The sequence below is a fragment of the Xanthomonas sp. SHU 166 genome (assembly GCF_000364685.1).
Classification (GTDB): Bacteria; Pseudomonadota; Gammaproteobacteria; order Xanthomonadales; family Xanthomonadaceae; genus Xanthomonas_A; species Xanthomonas_A sontii.
This window is the reverse complement of sequence record NZ_AQOJ01000010.1, coordinates 1-13,219: the sequence shown is the minus strand read 5'-3', so window position 1 is coordinate 13,219 and position 13,219 is coordinate 1. Positions and strand designations below refer to the sequence as shown.

Genomic DNA, 13,219 nt, shown 5'->3' with positions numbered 1-13,219 from the left:
CCGCACGGTCCGGCACGGCCTTGAAGATGCCGCTGAACTTCTTCGAATCGACCTCGACCCACGACGGGTTCAGGTCGTGCGTTTCGGCAACGGTCAGCGCTTCCTGCACGCGAAGCTGCTTCTGCGCCTTTTCCGACAGGGCGATCGCGTCGCCGGCCTTGACCTGGTACGAGGCCAGGTTCACCGACTTGCCGTTCACCAGCACGCCACGGTGCGACACCAGCTGGCGCGCGGCCGGACGGGTGACGGCGAAGCCCATGCGGTAGACGACGTTGTCCAGGCGGGTTTCCAGCAGCTGCAGCAGGTTCTCGCCGGTGTTGCCCTTCTTGGTCGAGGCCTTCTTGTAGTAGTTGCGGAACTGACGCTCCAGCAGACCGTAGATACGCTTGACCTTCTGCTTCTCGCGCAGCTGGGTGGCGTAGTCGGACAGCTTGCCCTTGCGGGCGGTCGCGCCGTGCTGGCCGGGCTTCTGCTCCAGCTTGCACTTGGAGTCCAGCGCACGCGCCGGGCTCTTGAGGGAAAGATCGGCGCCTTCGCGGCGCGCGAGCTTACAGGTAGGACCGATATAACGAGCCATTTCTTATCGCTCCTTTAGACGCGACGCTTCTTCGGCGGACGGCACCCGTTGTGCGGGATCGGCGTCACGTCGATGATGTTGGTGATCTTGTATCCGACGTTGTTCAACGAACGGACGGCGGACTCGCGACCCGGACCCGGGCCCTTGATGCGCACTTCCAGCGACTTCACGCCGTAGTCGAGCGCAGCGCGCCCGGCCTTCTCGGCGGCCACCTGCGCCGCGAACGGCGTGGACTTGCGCGAACCGCGGAAACCAGCGCCACCGGAGGTCGCCCAGGACAACGCATTGCCCTGACGGTCGGTGATGGTCACGATGGTGTTGTTGAACGAAGCGTGGACGTGGGCGACGCCGTCGGTGACGACGCGCTTGATCTTCTTCTTGGTCTTTGCTGCTGCGGGCTTAGCCATGTCGGTCCCTTACTTCTTGATCGCCTTGCGCGGACCCTTGCGGGTGCGGGCGTTGGTACGGGTGCGCTGACCGCGCAGGGGCAGGCCACGACGGTGACGCAGGCCGCGGTAGCAGCCCAGGTCCATCAGTCGCTTGATGGCGATGCCGATTTCGCGACGCAGGTCGCCTTCGACGATGTACTTGCCGACTTCGAGACGCAGGCGCTCGATTTCCGGCTCGGACAGGTCGCGGATCTTGGTGGTCGAGGTCACGCCTGCGGCTTCGCAGACCTTCTTCGAACGGGTACGGCCGATGCCGTAGATGCTTTGCAACCCGACCCAGACGTGCTTCTGGGCTGGCAGGTTGACGCCTGCAATACGCGCCATGACGCGGTTCTCCAACTGAGTGATGGCCCGACGGCGCACCACGGCGCCATCCGGCAGGATGGATCAAAAAGTGAACTTGTAAGTCTAGCAAGGTCTCGGGTTACATGGAAGCCCGCGGAACCGCAAGGTTCCGCAAGCCCGGCATGGGGAGTGTGCCCATGCTCCGGCGCCGGACGTCGTTGGCGAGGCGATGTGTCCACCTTGCCGCCCGCGCTACTCCAGCGCAGGACCACCACGTCTCACCCGCGCACGAGACCGCTGCACGGGCCGCCCTTCAAGTCGGAAGACTGCGCCCGGGTGCCGGGGGCGTCTTCGCGGAAGGATTCAAACAGTATAGCAATCAACCGCGGGCAAAACCGCCGCCGCGCGAGCCACCCTTGAGGTTGGCCTTCTTCAACAGGCTTTCGTACTGGTGCGACATCAGGTGCGCCTGGATCTGCGCGATGAAGTCCATCACCACCACGACCGCGATCAGCAGCGAGGTGCCGCCGAAGTGGAACGAGGTGCCGAGCTGGGCACGCATCACTTCCGGCAGCAGGCACACGATCACCAGGTACACCGAGCCGGCCGCGGTCAGGCGGGTCAGCACGCCGTCGACATAGTCGGCGGTGGCCTTGCCCGGGCGGATGCCCGGAATCAGCGCGCCGGACTTCTTCAGGTTGTCCGCAGTTTCCTGCGAGTTGAACACCAGCGCGGTGTAGAAGAACGCGAAGCCGATGATCAGCGCGGCGAACACGATCATGTGCACCGGCTCGCCCGGGCCCAGCGCGTTGGCGATGCGCTGCAGCCACATACCGAACGTGCTGTTGGAAGCGGCCTGGCCCGACCACATCGACAGCGTCGCCGGGAAGGCGAGGATGCTCGAGGCGAAGATCGGCGGAATCACGCCGGCCATGTTGAGCTTCAGCGGCAGGAACGAGGTCTGGTTCATGTACGCGTTGCGACCGCCCTGGCGGCGCGCGTAGTTCACCGTGATCCGACGCTGCCCGCGCTCGACGAACACCACGAACAGGGTGAAGGCGAGGATGGTCAGGACGATCAGCAACAGCGAGATGAAGCTCATGTTGCCGTCGCGGTAGGCTTCCACGGTCTGGATCGCCGCCGCCGGCAGGCCGGCGACGATGCCGGCGAAGATGATCAGCGAGACGCCGTTGCCGATGCCGCGCTCGGTCACCTGCTCGCCGACCCACATCAGGAAGATGGTGCCGGCGGTCAACGCGATCACCGCGGTGAGCACGAAGCCCATGCCGGGGGCGTAGACGACCGGCGCGCCGCCCGGTGCAGTCTGGTTCTGCAGCGCAAGGGCGATACTGCCGCCCTGCACCACCGCCAGCAGCACCGCGCCGATGCGCGAATACTGGGTGATCTTGCGCCGGCCCGACTCGCCTTCCTTCTGCATCGCCTTCAGCGACGGAAAGATGTGCGTGGCCAGCTGGATCACGATCGACGCCGAGATGTACGGCATCACGTTCAGCGCGAAGATGCTGAAACGGTGCAGGGCGCCGCCCGAGAACATGTTGAACATGTCCACGATGCCGCCGCCCTGCGCCTGCATCAGCGCAAGCATGGCTTCGGGATTGACGCCCGGCACCGGCACGTAGCAGCCGATGCGATAGACGATCAATGCGCCGAGAACGAACAACAGGCGCTGGCGAAGTTCCGTGAACTTGCCGAGCCCGCCGCCGAGGTTACCCATGCCAGCCTGCGCCATCTGCGTGTTACTCCTGCACGCTGCCGCCGGCAGCTTCGATTGCCGCCTTGGCACCGGCGGTCGCCGCAACGCCCTTCAGCACGAACTTCTTGGTCAGTTCGCCCTTCAGGACCACCTTGGCCTTCTTCGCGGTGCTCGGGACCAGCTTCGCGGCGCGCAGCGCAGCGAAATCGATCTCGCCGGCCGGCAGGTTGTCGAGCTGGTAGGACAGCACTTCGGCGGTGTCCTTGGCCATCTTCGAACGGAAGCCGATCTTCGGCAGACGGCGCTGCATGGGGGTCTGGCCGCCTTCGAAGCCAGCCTTGATCTTGCCGCCGCCCTTGCGCGCGAACGAACCCTTGTGGCCGCGGCCGGCGGTCTTGCCCAGGCCGGAACCGATGCCGCGACCGACGCGGGTGCGCTCGGTACGCGCGCCCGGTGCGGGCTTCAGATCATTCAGATGCAAAGTCATGGTCGATTACTCCTCAACCTGGACGAGGTACTGAACCTTGTTGATCAGGCCGCGCACTTGCGGGCTGTCCTTCAGTTCGCGCACATCGTTGAGCTTGTTCAGGCCCAGGGCACGCACCGACAGGCGGTGACGCGACTGGGTACCACGCAGGCCGCGCACCAGGCGCACCTTGACGGTCTTGGTGGATTCATTAGCCATGGGTCAGATCCTCCACCTTCTTGCCGCGCTTGGCCGCGATGCGGGCCGGCGACTGCATGTCTTCCAGGCCGCGCAGGGTGGCGCGCACCAGGTTGATCGGGTTGCGCGAACCGACGGCCTTGGCCAGCACGTTCTTCACGCCCACCGCTTCCAGCACGGCGCGCATCGCACCGCCGGCGATCACGCCGGTACCTTCCGAGGCCGGCATCATGAACACGCGCGCCGCGCCGTGGCCGGACTTCACCGGGTGCCACAGGGTGCCGTTGTTCAGATCGATGTTGAGCATGCCCTTGCGCGCATACTCCATCGACTTCTGGATCGCGACCGGCACTTCGCGGGCCTTGCCGTAACCGAAGCCGATCTTGCCGTTGCCGTCGCCGACCACGGTCAGCGCGGTGAAGGTGAACTGGCGACCGCCCTTGACCGTCTTGCTGACGCGGTTGACCGCGACCAGCTTCTCGATCATGCCGTCGTCGACTTTCTCTTCGCGGTTGCGGTCGCGATCACGACCCCGCGGTGCACGCTGTTCTTCAGCCATTGTGATGCCCTTGATAGAGGAAAAGATTTACGGCTTCGTTGCCGCTTGTGGTTGTGGTCTGGAGCCGTGTTCCCCGGACGCGCGCAGAAGGCGCGCCAAGGTCCGATGCAGCCCGCATCGGCGGGACGGGCGCGGCATCGCCGCACCCGCAAGGATCAGAACTGCAGGCCGCCTTCGCGCGCGGCGTCGGCCAGCGCCTTGATGCGGCCGTGGTAGCGGTAGCCCGAGCGGTCGAACGCGACCTTCTCGACGCCCGCGGCCTTGGCGCGCTCGGCGATCAGCTTGCCCACCTTGGCGGCGGCGTCGCTGTTCTTGCCGTTCTTCAGGCCGTCCTTGACGTCGGCCTGCAGGGTGTTCGCCGCGGCGAGCACCTTGGAGCCGTCGGCGGTGAAGACCTGGGCGTACAGGTGCTGGCCGGTGCGCAGCACCGACAGGCGGGCGACGCCGAGCTCGCGGATGTGGGCGCGGGTCGACTTGGCGCGACGCAGGCGGGCGATGTTCTTGTTGATGCTCATGGTATGTGTCCTAGGAAAGCTGAAGGGGAACAGGCTTTTGCAGTGGAGAGTCCGGCCATGGATGGCCGGGCTCCTCGCAGAAGGACCTGCCTTAGGCCTTCTTGGCTTCCTTGCGAATGATGGCTTCACCGGCGTACTTCACACCCTTGCCCTTGTAGGGCTCCGGCGGACGGAAACCGCGGATCTTGGCGGCGACTTCGCCGACGCGCTGCTTGTCGGCGCCCTGCACCAGGATCTCTGTCTGGGTCGGAGCGGCCAGGGTGATGCCTTCCGGCGCGCTGAACACGATCGGGTGCGAGAAACCGAGCGCCAGGCTCAGGTCCTTGCCCTGCATCGTGGCACGGTAGCCGACGCCCACCAGCTCGAGCTTGCGCTCGAAGCCCGCGGACACGCCCTGCACCATGTTCGCCAGGATGGCGCGAACGGTGCCGGTGATGGCGATGTGCGACGGATCGTTCGCCGACAGCGTGGCGACACCGTTTTCCTGCTTGATTTCGACGCCGGCCGGCTTCGGCAGCGACAGGGTGCCCTTCGGGCCCTTGACGCTGACCTGATCGGCCTGGACGGTGAGTTCGACGCCCTTCGGGAGGGAGATCGGCTTCTTGGCTACGCGGGACATGTGAGTGCTCCTTCCCTTAGGCCACGAAGCACAGGACTTCGCCACCGACGCCGGCCTGACGGGCCTGCGCATCGGTCATGATGCCCTTGGACGTGGAAATGATGGCAACGCCCAGACCGCCGAGAACCTTCGGCAGCTCGGTCTTGCCGCGATACTGGCGCAGACCCGAACGCGAAACGCGCTTGAGCGTATCGATGACCGGACGGCCCTCGAAATACTTCAGCACGATTTCCAGTTCGGACTTGTTGTTCTCGATCGCGTTGACGCGCAGATCGCTGATATAGCCTTCGGCCTTCAGCACTTCGGCGATCGCAACCTTGATCTTGGAGGACGGCATCTTCACCGTCGGCTTGCCAACCGCGGCCGCATTCTTGATGCGGACCAGCAGGTCGGCGATGGGATCAGTCATGCTCATGGTGTCTACCTTTGAGTGCACCGATATCCGCTTTCGCGAAAATCTTGTGTGGTGGAGCGGTGGAATGACGCAGGGGGTGAAGCGCGCAACCGCCGGAAGAACCCGCGGCGGCTGCCATACCCGTCCCTGCCGCGAGGCAAGGAGCGGGAGTATACGACAAAAAGTCCGACTTGCGTCGGACTCGTTGTCTGAACGACACGCGGGCGGCTAGACCACCCTGCCCGGCCCCGCGAACGGGACCGGTGCCGCTGGAATTACCAGCTGGCCTTGCGCAGGCCCGGAACGTCGCCGTTCATGGTCGCCTTGCGCAGCATGTTGCGGCCCAGGCCGAACTTGCCGTACACGCCACGCGGGCGGCCGGACAGTTCGCAACGGGTGCGCTGGCGGCTCGGCGACGAATCGCGCGGCAGCTTCTGCAGCTTGGTCACGGCCTCGGCCTTCTCGTCGTACGAGGCGGTGCCGGAGGCGATGATCTTCTTCAGCGCATCACGCTTGTCGGCGAACTTCTTCGCCAGCTTCTTGCGCTTGATGTCGCGGTTGACCATGGAGGTCTTTGCCATCTGTAAATCCTCGGGATTCGAGAGTGGGGATTGGAGATTTCCAGAATCCGGGATGTGACGGGCGCAACGCCCTTCCATCCCGAATCCCGAATCCCGAATCCCGTCTGTCAATCAGTTACGGAACGGGAACTTGAACGCTTCGAGCAGCGCCTTGGCTTCGGCGTCGGTCTTGGCGGTGGTGGTGATGGCGATATCCATACCGCGGATCGCGTCGACGGCGTCGAAGTCGATTTCCGGGAAGATGATCTGCTCCTTCACGCCCATGTTGAAGTTGCCGCGGCCGTCGAACGAACGACCCGAGACACCACGGAAGTCGCGCACGCGCGGCAGCGAGATGTTGATCAGGCGGTCCAGGAACTCGTACATCTTGGCGCGACGCAGCGTGGTCTTGCAGCCGATCGGCCAACCATCGCGGATCTTGAACGACGCCACCGAGATGCGCGACTTGGTCACCACCGGCTTCTGACCGGAGACCTTGGCCATGTCGGCGACGGCGTTTTCCAGGATCTTCTTGTTCGTCGCCGCCTCGCCCACGCCCATGTTCAGCGTGACCTTGACCAGCTTCGGCACTTCCATCGGATTGGTGTAACCGAACTTCTTCATCAGAGCCGGTACCACTTCTTCCTTGTAGATCTTTTCGAGACGGGAAGTCATTGTGTCATTCCTCAGGCGTCGAGCGCCTCACCGCTGGAGCGGAACACACGCAGTTTGCGTCCATCCTCCAGCACCTTGAAGCCAACGCGGTCGCCCTTGCCCGTGGCCGGGTTGAGGATCGCAACGTTGGAAATATGGATCGACGCTTCGCGCTCGACCACGCCGCCGGCGACGCCCGCCTGCGGGTTCGGCTTGGTGTGGCGCTTGACGATGTTCGCGTTGGAGACGACCACGCGGTCGCCGTCGACGCGGACGACTTCGCCCTGCTTGCCCTTGTCCTTGCCGGTGGTGACGACGACCTGGTCGCCCTTCTTGATACGGTTAGCCATGTGTATGTCCTCCGCTCACAGCACTTCGGGAGCGAGCGAGACGATCTTCATGAACTTCTCGGACCGCAGCTCGCGGGTCACAGGCCCGAAGATGCGCGTGCCGATCGGCTCCTGCTTGTTGTTGAGCAACACCGCGGCGTTGCCGTCGAAGCGGATCAACGAACCGTCCGGACGACGCACACCCTTGCGGGTACGCACGACGACGGCGTCGTAGACTTCGCCCTTCTTGACCTTGCCGCGCGGGATCGCGTCCTTGACGGTGACCTTGATGATGTCGCCAATGTGCGCGTAGCGGCGCTTGGAGCCGCCGAGCACCTTGATGCACATCACTTCCTTGGCACCGGAATTGTCGGCGACGTCGAGGTAGCTCTGCATCTGGATCATGATTCAGATCTCCCTTATTCGGCCGCGCGGGTGACGATTTCCACCACCCGCCAGTTCTTGGTCTTGGACATCGGCGCAATCTCGGTCACGCGCACGACATCGCCTTCGTTGCAGGCGTTGTCGGCATCGTGGGCGTGGAGCTTGGTCGAGCGCTTGATGTACTTGCCGTACAGCGCATGCTTGACCTGACGCTCCACCAGCACGGTGACGGTCTTGTCCATCTTGTTGCTGACCACACGGCCTTCGACCGTGCGCAGCGTCTTGCTTTCGTTATTGTCGCTCATCGCGGCCATCCTTACTTCGTGCTGCCGAGCAGGTGCTTGACGCGAGCGATCTCGCGGCGCACCCGGCGGGTTTCGTGAGTCTTCGGCAGCTGCCCGGTGACCTGCTGCATGCGCAGGGCGAACTGCTCCTTGCGCAGATCGGTCAGGTGGGCCTTCAGATCGTCGGCCGACTTCTCGCGGAGTTGTTTGATGTCCATCAGCGTACCGTCCGGGTCACGAAGGTGGTGGTCACCGAAAGCTTGGCAGCGGCCAGGCGGAACGCCTCGCGCGCGACATCTTCGCCGACGCCTTCGATTTCATAGATCATGCGACCGGGCTGGATCTGCGCGACCCAGTACTCGACGTTACCCTTACCGGAGCCCATTCGCACTTCGATCGGCTTCTTGGTGATCGGCTTGTCCGGGAACACGCGGATCCACATCTTGCCGCCGCGCTTGACGTAGCGGCTGATCGAGCGGCGCGCCGCTTCGATCTGGCGCGCGGTCAGCTGACCGTGCGCCGTGGCCTTCAGCCCGTACTCGCCGAAGCTGACGGCGTTTCCGCTCCACGCCAGGCCGTCGTTACGACCCTTGTGCATCTTGCGGTATTTGGTTCGCTTGGGTTGCAACATTGCCGTTACCTCGCTTCACGGGCCGGACGCGACGGACGGTCGCCACGGTCGCCGCGATCGTTACGATCGTTGCGCGGGGAATCGTCCTGCTTTTCCTGGCCAACCTGGGAGAAATCGAAGATCTCGCCCTTGTAGATCCAGACCTTGATGCCGATGATGCCGTAGGTCGTCTTGGCTTCTGCGAAGCCGTAGTCGATGTCGGCACGCAGCGTGTGCAGCGGCACGCGGCCCTCGCGGTACCACTCGGAACGGGCGATTTCCGCACCGTTCAGACGGCCGGCGACGTTGACCTTGATGCCCAGGGCACCCAGGCGCATCGCGTTGCCGACCGAGCGCTTCATCGCGCGGCGGAACATGATGCGACGCTCCAGCTGCTGCGCGATCGACTCGGCGACCAGCTGCGCATCCAGCTCCGGCTTGCGCACTTCGGTGACGTTGATGTGGGCGGGGACGCCCATCATCTCGCTCACTTCCTTGCGCAGCTTCTCGATGTCCTCACCGCGCTTGCCGATCACCACGCCCGGGCGGGCGGTGTGGATCGTCACGCGCGCGGTCTTGGCCGGACGCTCGATCAGGATCTTGCTGATGCCCGCCTGCGCCAGCTTCTTGCGCAGCATTTCGCGGACCTTGAGGTCGGCTGCCAGGTAACCGGCGAACTCGGCCTTGTTGGCGTACCACTTGGAATTCCAGTCCTTGGCGATACCCAGGCGGATTCCGATCGGATGAACTTTATGACCCATCGTCTTTTCCTTTCCGCTTACTTGGCGGCGCCCACAACCACAGTGATGTGGCTGGTGCGCTTGAGGATGCGGGTACCGCGGCCTTTCGCCCGCGCCATGAAACGCTTCAGGGTCGGACCTTCATCAACCATGATGGTCTTGACCTTCAGCTCGTCGACATCCGCGCCTTGATTGTTCTCGGCATTGGCGATCGCCGACTCCACCACCTTCTTGATCAGGTGGGCAGCCTTCTTGTCCGAGAACTTCAGCAGGTTGACCGCCCGCTCGGCGGAAAGACCACGGACCTGGTCGGCGACCAGGCGGGCCTTCTGCGGGGAGATGCGCGCGGTGCGCAGGATTGCTTTCGCTTCCATCGTCATCTCTCCTTACCGGCCCGACTTCTTGTCGCCACCGTGACCCTTGAAGGTCCGGGTGACGGCAAATTCGCCGAGCTTGTGGCCGACCATGTTCTCGTTGACCAGCACCGGAACGTGGTTCTTGCCGTTATGCACGGCGATGGTGAAACCCACCATCTCCGGCAGGATCATCGAGCGACGCGACCAGGTCTTGATCGGACGCTTGCTACCGGCCGCGGCCTCCACCTTCTTGACGAGGTGGTGATCGACGAACGGGCCCTTCTTGAGTGAACGTGCCATGGTCGATTAGCCCCTACGATCGCGGACGATGAATTGTTCGGTGCGCTTGTTATGGCGCGTCTTGTAACCCTTGGTCGGGACACCCCACGGGGTGACCGGATGCGGATTACCCTGACCGGCCTTCGCCTCACCACCACCGTGCGGGTGGTCGACCGGGTTCATGGCCGCACCGCGAACGGTCGGACGCACGCCGCGCCAGCGCTTGGCGCCCGCCTTGCCCAGCTTCTCGAGGTTGTGCTCGTCGTTGCCGACTTCGCCGATGGTGGCGCGGCACTCGGACGGCACCTTGCGCATTTCACCGGAGCGCAGACGCAGGGTGGCGTAGATGCCTTCACGCGCGACCAGCTGCACCGCGGCGCCGGCGGCACGCGCGATCTGCGCGCCCTTGCCCGGCTTCAGCTCGATCCCGTGGACGGTGGTACCGACCGGGATGTTGCGCAGCGGCAGGGTGTTGCCGGTCTTGATCGGCGCATCCGAACCCGCGATCACCTGGTCGCCGGCCTTCAGGCCCTTCGGCGCGATGATGTAGCGGCGCTCGCCGTCGGCGTAGCACAGCAGGGCGATATGGGCGGTGCGGTTGGGATCGTATTCGATCCGCTCCACGCGCGCCGGGATACCTTCCTTGTTGCGCTTGAAGTCGATGACGCGGTAGTGCTGCTTGTGGCCACCGCCGACGTGGCGGGTGGTGATGCGGCCGTGGTGGTTACGACCACCGGACTTGCTCTGCTTTTCCACCAGTGCAGCGTGCGGGGCGCCCTTGTGCAGATCGGGCGTGACCACGCGCACGGCCGAACGACGGCCTGCGGAGGTGGGCTTGAATTTCATCAATGGCATGGGATGTACCTCAGGCCTTGGCCGTTACGTCGATGGACTGGCCTTCGGCCAGACGCACGTACGCCTTGCGCCAATCGCCGCGACGACCGCTGCGCGAACGGAAGGACTTGTTCTTGCCCTTGACGTTCAACACGTTGACCGACTCGACCTTGACGTCGAACAGCTGCTCGACCGCGGCCTTGACATCGGCCTTGGTGGCTTCGTTCGAAATCTCGAAGACGTACTGATTGGAGAGTTCCTGCAGGCGCGCGGTCTTTTCGGAGACACGCGGAGCGCGCAGCACGCTGAAGATTTTTTCGTTGCTGCTCATGCCAGCCACTCCTCGACCTTCTTGACCGCATCGGCGGTGATCACGACCGTGTCGGCCCCGACCAGCGACACCGGATCCAGGCCCTGCACGTCGCGCACTTCCACGTAGGGAAGGTTGCGGGCGGACAGGTACAGATGCTCGGACGCTTCTTCGGTCACGATCAGCGGGCGCTTGCCCACTTCCAGACCCTTCAGCTTCTCGACCAGGCCCTTGGTCTTGCTGGCCTCGACGTCGAACGCGTCGACGACCATCAGGCGGCCCTGGCGGTTCAGTTCCGAGAGGATCGCGCAGATGGCCGCGCGGTACATCTTGCGGTTGACCTTCTGCTCGAAGCTGCGCGGCTTGGCCGCGAAGGTCACGCCACCGCCGACGAAGATCGGAGCGGTCAGCGCGCCGTGGCGAGCGCCACCGCCCTTCTGCTTCTTCGACTTCTTGGTGGTGCCGTTGACTTCCGAACGCGTCTTCTGCGCCTTGGTGCCGGCGCGGCCGGCGTTGCGATAGGCGACGACGACCTGGTGAACCAGATCTTCGCTGAAATCGCGGCCGAACACGGCGTCGGAGACCGAGACCTTGTTGTTGCTACCCGTGATAACGAGTTCCATCGTCATCTCTCCTTATGCCTTGCTAGCCGGACGCACGATCACGTCGCCACCGGCAGCGCCAGGCACAGCGCCGCGAATGGCGATCAGGCCACGCTCGACGTCGACCTTGACCACTTCCAGATTCTGCGTGCTCTGCTGCACCGCGCCCATGTGGCCGGACATCTTCTTGCCCGGGAAAACGCGACCCGGGGTCTGGCGCTGACCCAGCGAACCCGGCGCGCGATGCGACAGCGAGTTACCGTGGGTGGCATCGCCCATGCGGAAGTTGTGCCGCTTGATGGTGCCCTGGAAGCCCTTACCCTTGGTGACGCCCTGGACGTCGACCTTCTGGCCGACGGCGAAGATGTCCGCCTTGATTTCGCCGCCGACGGCGAACTCGCCCAGCTGCGCGTCCTCGACGCGGAACTCCCACAGGCCGCGACCCGCTTCGACCTTCGCCTTGGCGAAATGGCCGGACGCCGGCTTGTTGACCAGCGCGGCGCGACGGGCGCCCACGGTGATCTGCACGGCGCTGTAGCCGTCGGCTTCGACGGTCTTGAGCTGGGTGATGCGGTTCGGGGTCGCTTCGATCAGGGTGACCGGGATGGAGCGGCCGTCTTCGGTGAAGACGCGGCTCATGCCGGCCTTGCGGCCCACGAAGCCCAACGAATACTTCTTCGTCATGGTCGTAGTCCTCAGGTCAACTTGATCTGGACATCGACGCCAGCCGCGAGCTCGAGCTTCATCAGCGCGTCCACGGTCTTGTCGTTGGGGTCGACGATGTCGAGCACGCGCTTGTGCGTGCGGGTCTCGTACTGGTCACGCGCGTCCTTGTCGACGTGCGGGGAAACGAGGATGGTGTAGCGTTCGATCTTGGTCGGCAGCGGGATCGGGCCACGCACTTGCGCGCCGGTCCGCTTGGCCGTCTCGACGATCTCGCTGGCCGAACGGTCGATCAAACGATGATCGAACGCCTTCAGCCGAATCCGGATCTTTTGGTCCGCCATGACGGTGGGTTCCTTCGTTAAAAGAGCGACGGGCAAGGCCTCTGGGATACCTGCCCCGGTTGTTTCCTGATGTCGTACCGCAGAGCATCCGGCTCGGCGGGGGCATTCCTCCGCCCCAAAAACTGGGGCAGACCAGTCGACCCGGCCTGCCCAGACGGAAAAGTATAATGCGCAGCTAGAGCAGCGTCAACAACCCGGGGCTGTTGAGTGCTCCATGCGACGCGACCTTCCCGGTCCTGCGAACACGAGCGGCGTCCTGCCTCTCTTTTCGCTGTCTTACCGGCGCCCTACCCAGGAACGCGGAGCCGCGCATTATAGCGACGACTTCACGCCTCCGCAACACCTCGCGCCAACAAATCGCCAGAACCTTCGCACACTCGGAAACGACGAAGGGCCGGCTTGCGCCGACCCTTCGCGATGCCGGCGACCGAGGTCGCTGGCGATTCCAGCCGGCGGCCTGCGCCGCCGGAGGGCATTACTTGATGATCTTGGCC

25 protein-coding genes are annotated in these 13,219 nt (G+C 64.2%); all 25 read right to left on the bottom strand.

What is annotated here, in order from left to right; genetic code table 11:
* Positions 1-577: 30S ribosomal protein S4 (gene rpsD, locus D180_RS00730; RefSeq protein WP_017911260.1), on the bottom strand; the 577-nt coding region annotated here is incomplete at its 3' end.
* A gap of 14 nt (positions 578-591) precedes the next feature.
* On the bottom strand, positions 592-984 hold the full coding sequence (gene rpsK / locus D180_RS00725) for a 30S ribosomal protein S11 (RefSeq protein WP_003470632.1): 393 nt from the start codon (positions 982-984) through the stop codon (positions 592-594).
* A gap of 9 nt (positions 985-993) precedes the next feature.
* Positions 994-1,350, bottom strand: coding sequence for a 30S ribosomal protein S13 (rpsM, locus tag D180_RS00720; RefSeq protein WP_010340453.1), 357 nt, complete (start codon positions 1,348-1,350; stop codon positions 994-996).
* A gap of 340 nt (positions 1,351-1,690) precedes the next feature.
* Positions 1,691-3,061 carry a preprotein translocase subunit SecY gene (gene secY / locus D180_RS00715; protein WP_026143874.1) on the bottom strand — a complete coding sequence of 457 codons (1,371 nt, stop codon included), beginning with the start codon at positions 3,059-3,061 and terminating at the stop codon, positions 1,691-1,693.
* 7 nt (positions 3,062-3,068) lie between these two features.
* Entirely contained in the window at positions 3,069-3,512 is a 444-nt protein-coding gene (gene rplO / locus D180_RS00710) for a 50S ribosomal protein L15 (protein ID WP_010340451.1), read from the bottom strand.
* 6 nt (positions 3,513-3,518) lie between these two features.
* The gene (rpmD, locus tag D180_RS00705) at positions 3,519-3,710 is read right to left on the bottom strand and encodes a 50S ribosomal protein L30 (RefSeq protein ID WP_010340450.1); all 192 of its coding nucleotides are present in this window, start codon (positions 3,708-3,710) and stop codon (positions 3,519-3,521) included.
* Entirely contained in the window at positions 3,703-4,248 is a 546-nt protein-coding gene (rpsE, locus tag D180_RS00700; RefSeq protein WP_010340449.1) for a 30S ribosomal protein S5, read from the bottom strand. The genes rpmD and rpsE overlap by 8 nt, the downstream gene beginning before the upstream one ends.
* 155 nt (positions 4,249-4,403) lie before the next feature.
* A complete protein-coding gene (rplR, locus tag D180_RS00695; RefSeq protein WP_010340448.1) occupies positions 4,404-4,763 on the bottom strand; it encodes a 50S ribosomal protein L18 in 360 nt (119 codons plus the stop codon).
* Between the two features lie 91 nt (positions 4,764-4,854).
* Complete coding sequence (gene rplF, locus D180_RS00690) at positions 4,855-5,382, bottom strand: 50S ribosomal protein L6 (RefSeq protein ID WP_017908703.1); 528 nt, start codon at positions 5,380-5,382, stop codon at positions 4,855-4,857.
* 16 nt (positions 5,383-5,398) lie between these two features.
* Positions 5,399-5,797, bottom strand: a complete 399-nt coding sequence (rpsH, locus tag D180_RS00685; RefSeq protein ID WP_010340446.1) for a 30S ribosomal protein S8 — start codon at positions 5,795-5,797, stop codon at positions 5,399-5,401.
* 254 nt (positions 5,798-6,051) lie between these two features.
* Positions 6,052-6,357: a 30S ribosomal protein S14 gene (gene rpsN / locus D180_RS00680; RefSeq protein ID WP_010341607.1), complete on the bottom strand. Its 306-nt coding sequence runs from the start codon at positions 6,355-6,357 to the stop codon at positions 6,052-6,054.
* Positions 6,358-6,468: 111 nt separating this feature from the next.
* Positions 6,469-7,011 carry a 50S ribosomal protein L5 gene (gene rplE / locus D180_RS00675; RefSeq protein WP_010341606.1) on the bottom strand — a complete coding sequence of 181 codons (543 nt, stop codon included), beginning with the start codon at positions 7,009-7,011 and terminating at the stop codon, positions 6,469-6,471.
* A gap of 11 nt (positions 7,012-7,022) precedes the next feature.
* Complete coding sequence (gene rplX, locus D180_RS00670; protein WP_010341604.1) at positions 7,023-7,340, bottom strand: 50S ribosomal protein L24; 318 nt, start codon at positions 7,338-7,340, stop codon at positions 7,023-7,025.
* Between the two features lie 15 nt (positions 7,341-7,355).
* Positions 7,356-7,724: a 50S ribosomal protein L14 gene (gene rplN, locus D180_RS00665; protein WP_003486699.1), complete on the bottom strand. Its 369-nt coding sequence runs from the start codon at positions 7,722-7,724 to the stop codon at positions 7,356-7,358.
* A gap of 14 nt (positions 7,725-7,738) precedes the next feature.
* Positions 7,739-8,008, bottom strand: a complete 270-nt coding sequence (gene rpsQ, locus D180_RS00660) for a 30S ribosomal protein S17 (RefSeq protein ID WP_010341599.1) — start codon at positions 8,006-8,008, stop codon at positions 7,739-7,741.
* Between the two features lie 11 nt (positions 8,009-8,019).
* Positions 8,020-8,205 (bottom strand): 50S ribosomal protein L29, encoded by a 186-nt coding sequence (gene rpmC / locus D180_RS00655; RefSeq protein WP_010341597.1) that lies wholly within the window; start codon positions 8,203-8,205, stop codon positions 8,020-8,022.
* A complete protein-coding gene (gene rplP / locus D180_RS00650) occupies positions 8,205-8,618 on the bottom strand; it encodes a 50S ribosomal protein L16 (RefSeq protein ID WP_003470657.1) in 414 nt (137 codons plus the stop codon). Before rplP ends, rpmC begins: the two co-directional genes overlap by 1 nt.
* A gap of 5 nt (positions 8,619-8,623) precedes the next feature.
* Positions 8,624-9,358, bottom strand: coding sequence for a 30S ribosomal protein S3 (gene rpsC, locus D180_RS00645; protein ID WP_010341595.1), 735 nt, complete (start codon positions 9,356-9,358; stop codon positions 8,624-8,626).
* Between the two features lie 17 nt (positions 9,359-9,375).
* Positions 9,376-9,711, bottom strand: a complete 336-nt coding sequence (gene rplV, locus D180_RS00640; protein WP_003470663.1) for a 50S ribosomal protein L22 — start codon at positions 9,709-9,711, stop codon at positions 9,376-9,378.
* 12 nt (positions 9,712-9,723) lie between these two features.
* Positions 9,724-9,993, bottom strand: coding sequence for a 30S ribosomal protein S19 (gene rpsS, locus D180_RS00635; RefSeq protein WP_010341594.1), 270 nt, complete (start codon positions 9,991-9,993; stop codon positions 9,724-9,726).
* Positions 9,994-9,999: 6 nt separating this feature from the next.
* On the bottom strand, positions 10,000-10,827 hold the full coding sequence (rplB, locus tag D180_RS00630) for a 50S ribosomal protein L2 (RefSeq protein ID WP_010341593.1): 828 nt from the start codon (positions 10,825-10,827) through the stop codon (positions 10,000-10,002).
* Positions 10,828-10,837: 10 nt separating this feature from the next.
* Positions 10,838-11,137, bottom strand: a complete 300-nt coding sequence (rplW, locus tag D180_RS00625) for a 50S ribosomal protein L23 (RefSeq protein ID WP_010341592.1) — start codon at positions 11,135-11,137, stop codon at positions 10,838-10,840.
* The gene (rplD, locus tag D180_RS00620) at positions 11,134-11,739 is read right to left on the bottom strand and encodes a 50S ribosomal protein L4 (RefSeq protein WP_010341591.1); all 606 of its coding nucleotides are present in this window, start codon (positions 11,737-11,739) and stop codon (positions 11,134-11,136) included. Before rplD ends, rplW begins: the two co-directional genes overlap by 4 nt.
* 12 nt (positions 11,740-11,751) lie before the next feature.
* Positions 11,752-12,402: a 50S ribosomal protein L3 gene (gene rplC, locus D180_RS00615; RefSeq protein ID WP_010341590.1), complete on the bottom strand. Its 651-nt coding sequence runs from the start codon at positions 12,400-12,402 to the stop codon at positions 11,752-11,754.
* Positions 12,403-12,413: 11 nt separating this feature from the next.
* Positions 12,414-12,725, bottom strand: a complete 312-nt coding sequence (gene rpsJ, locus D180_RS00610) for a 30S ribosomal protein S10 (RefSeq protein ID WP_010341589.1) — start codon at positions 12,723-12,725, stop codon at positions 12,414-12,416.
* Positions 12,726-13,219 lie beyond the last annotated feature (494 nt).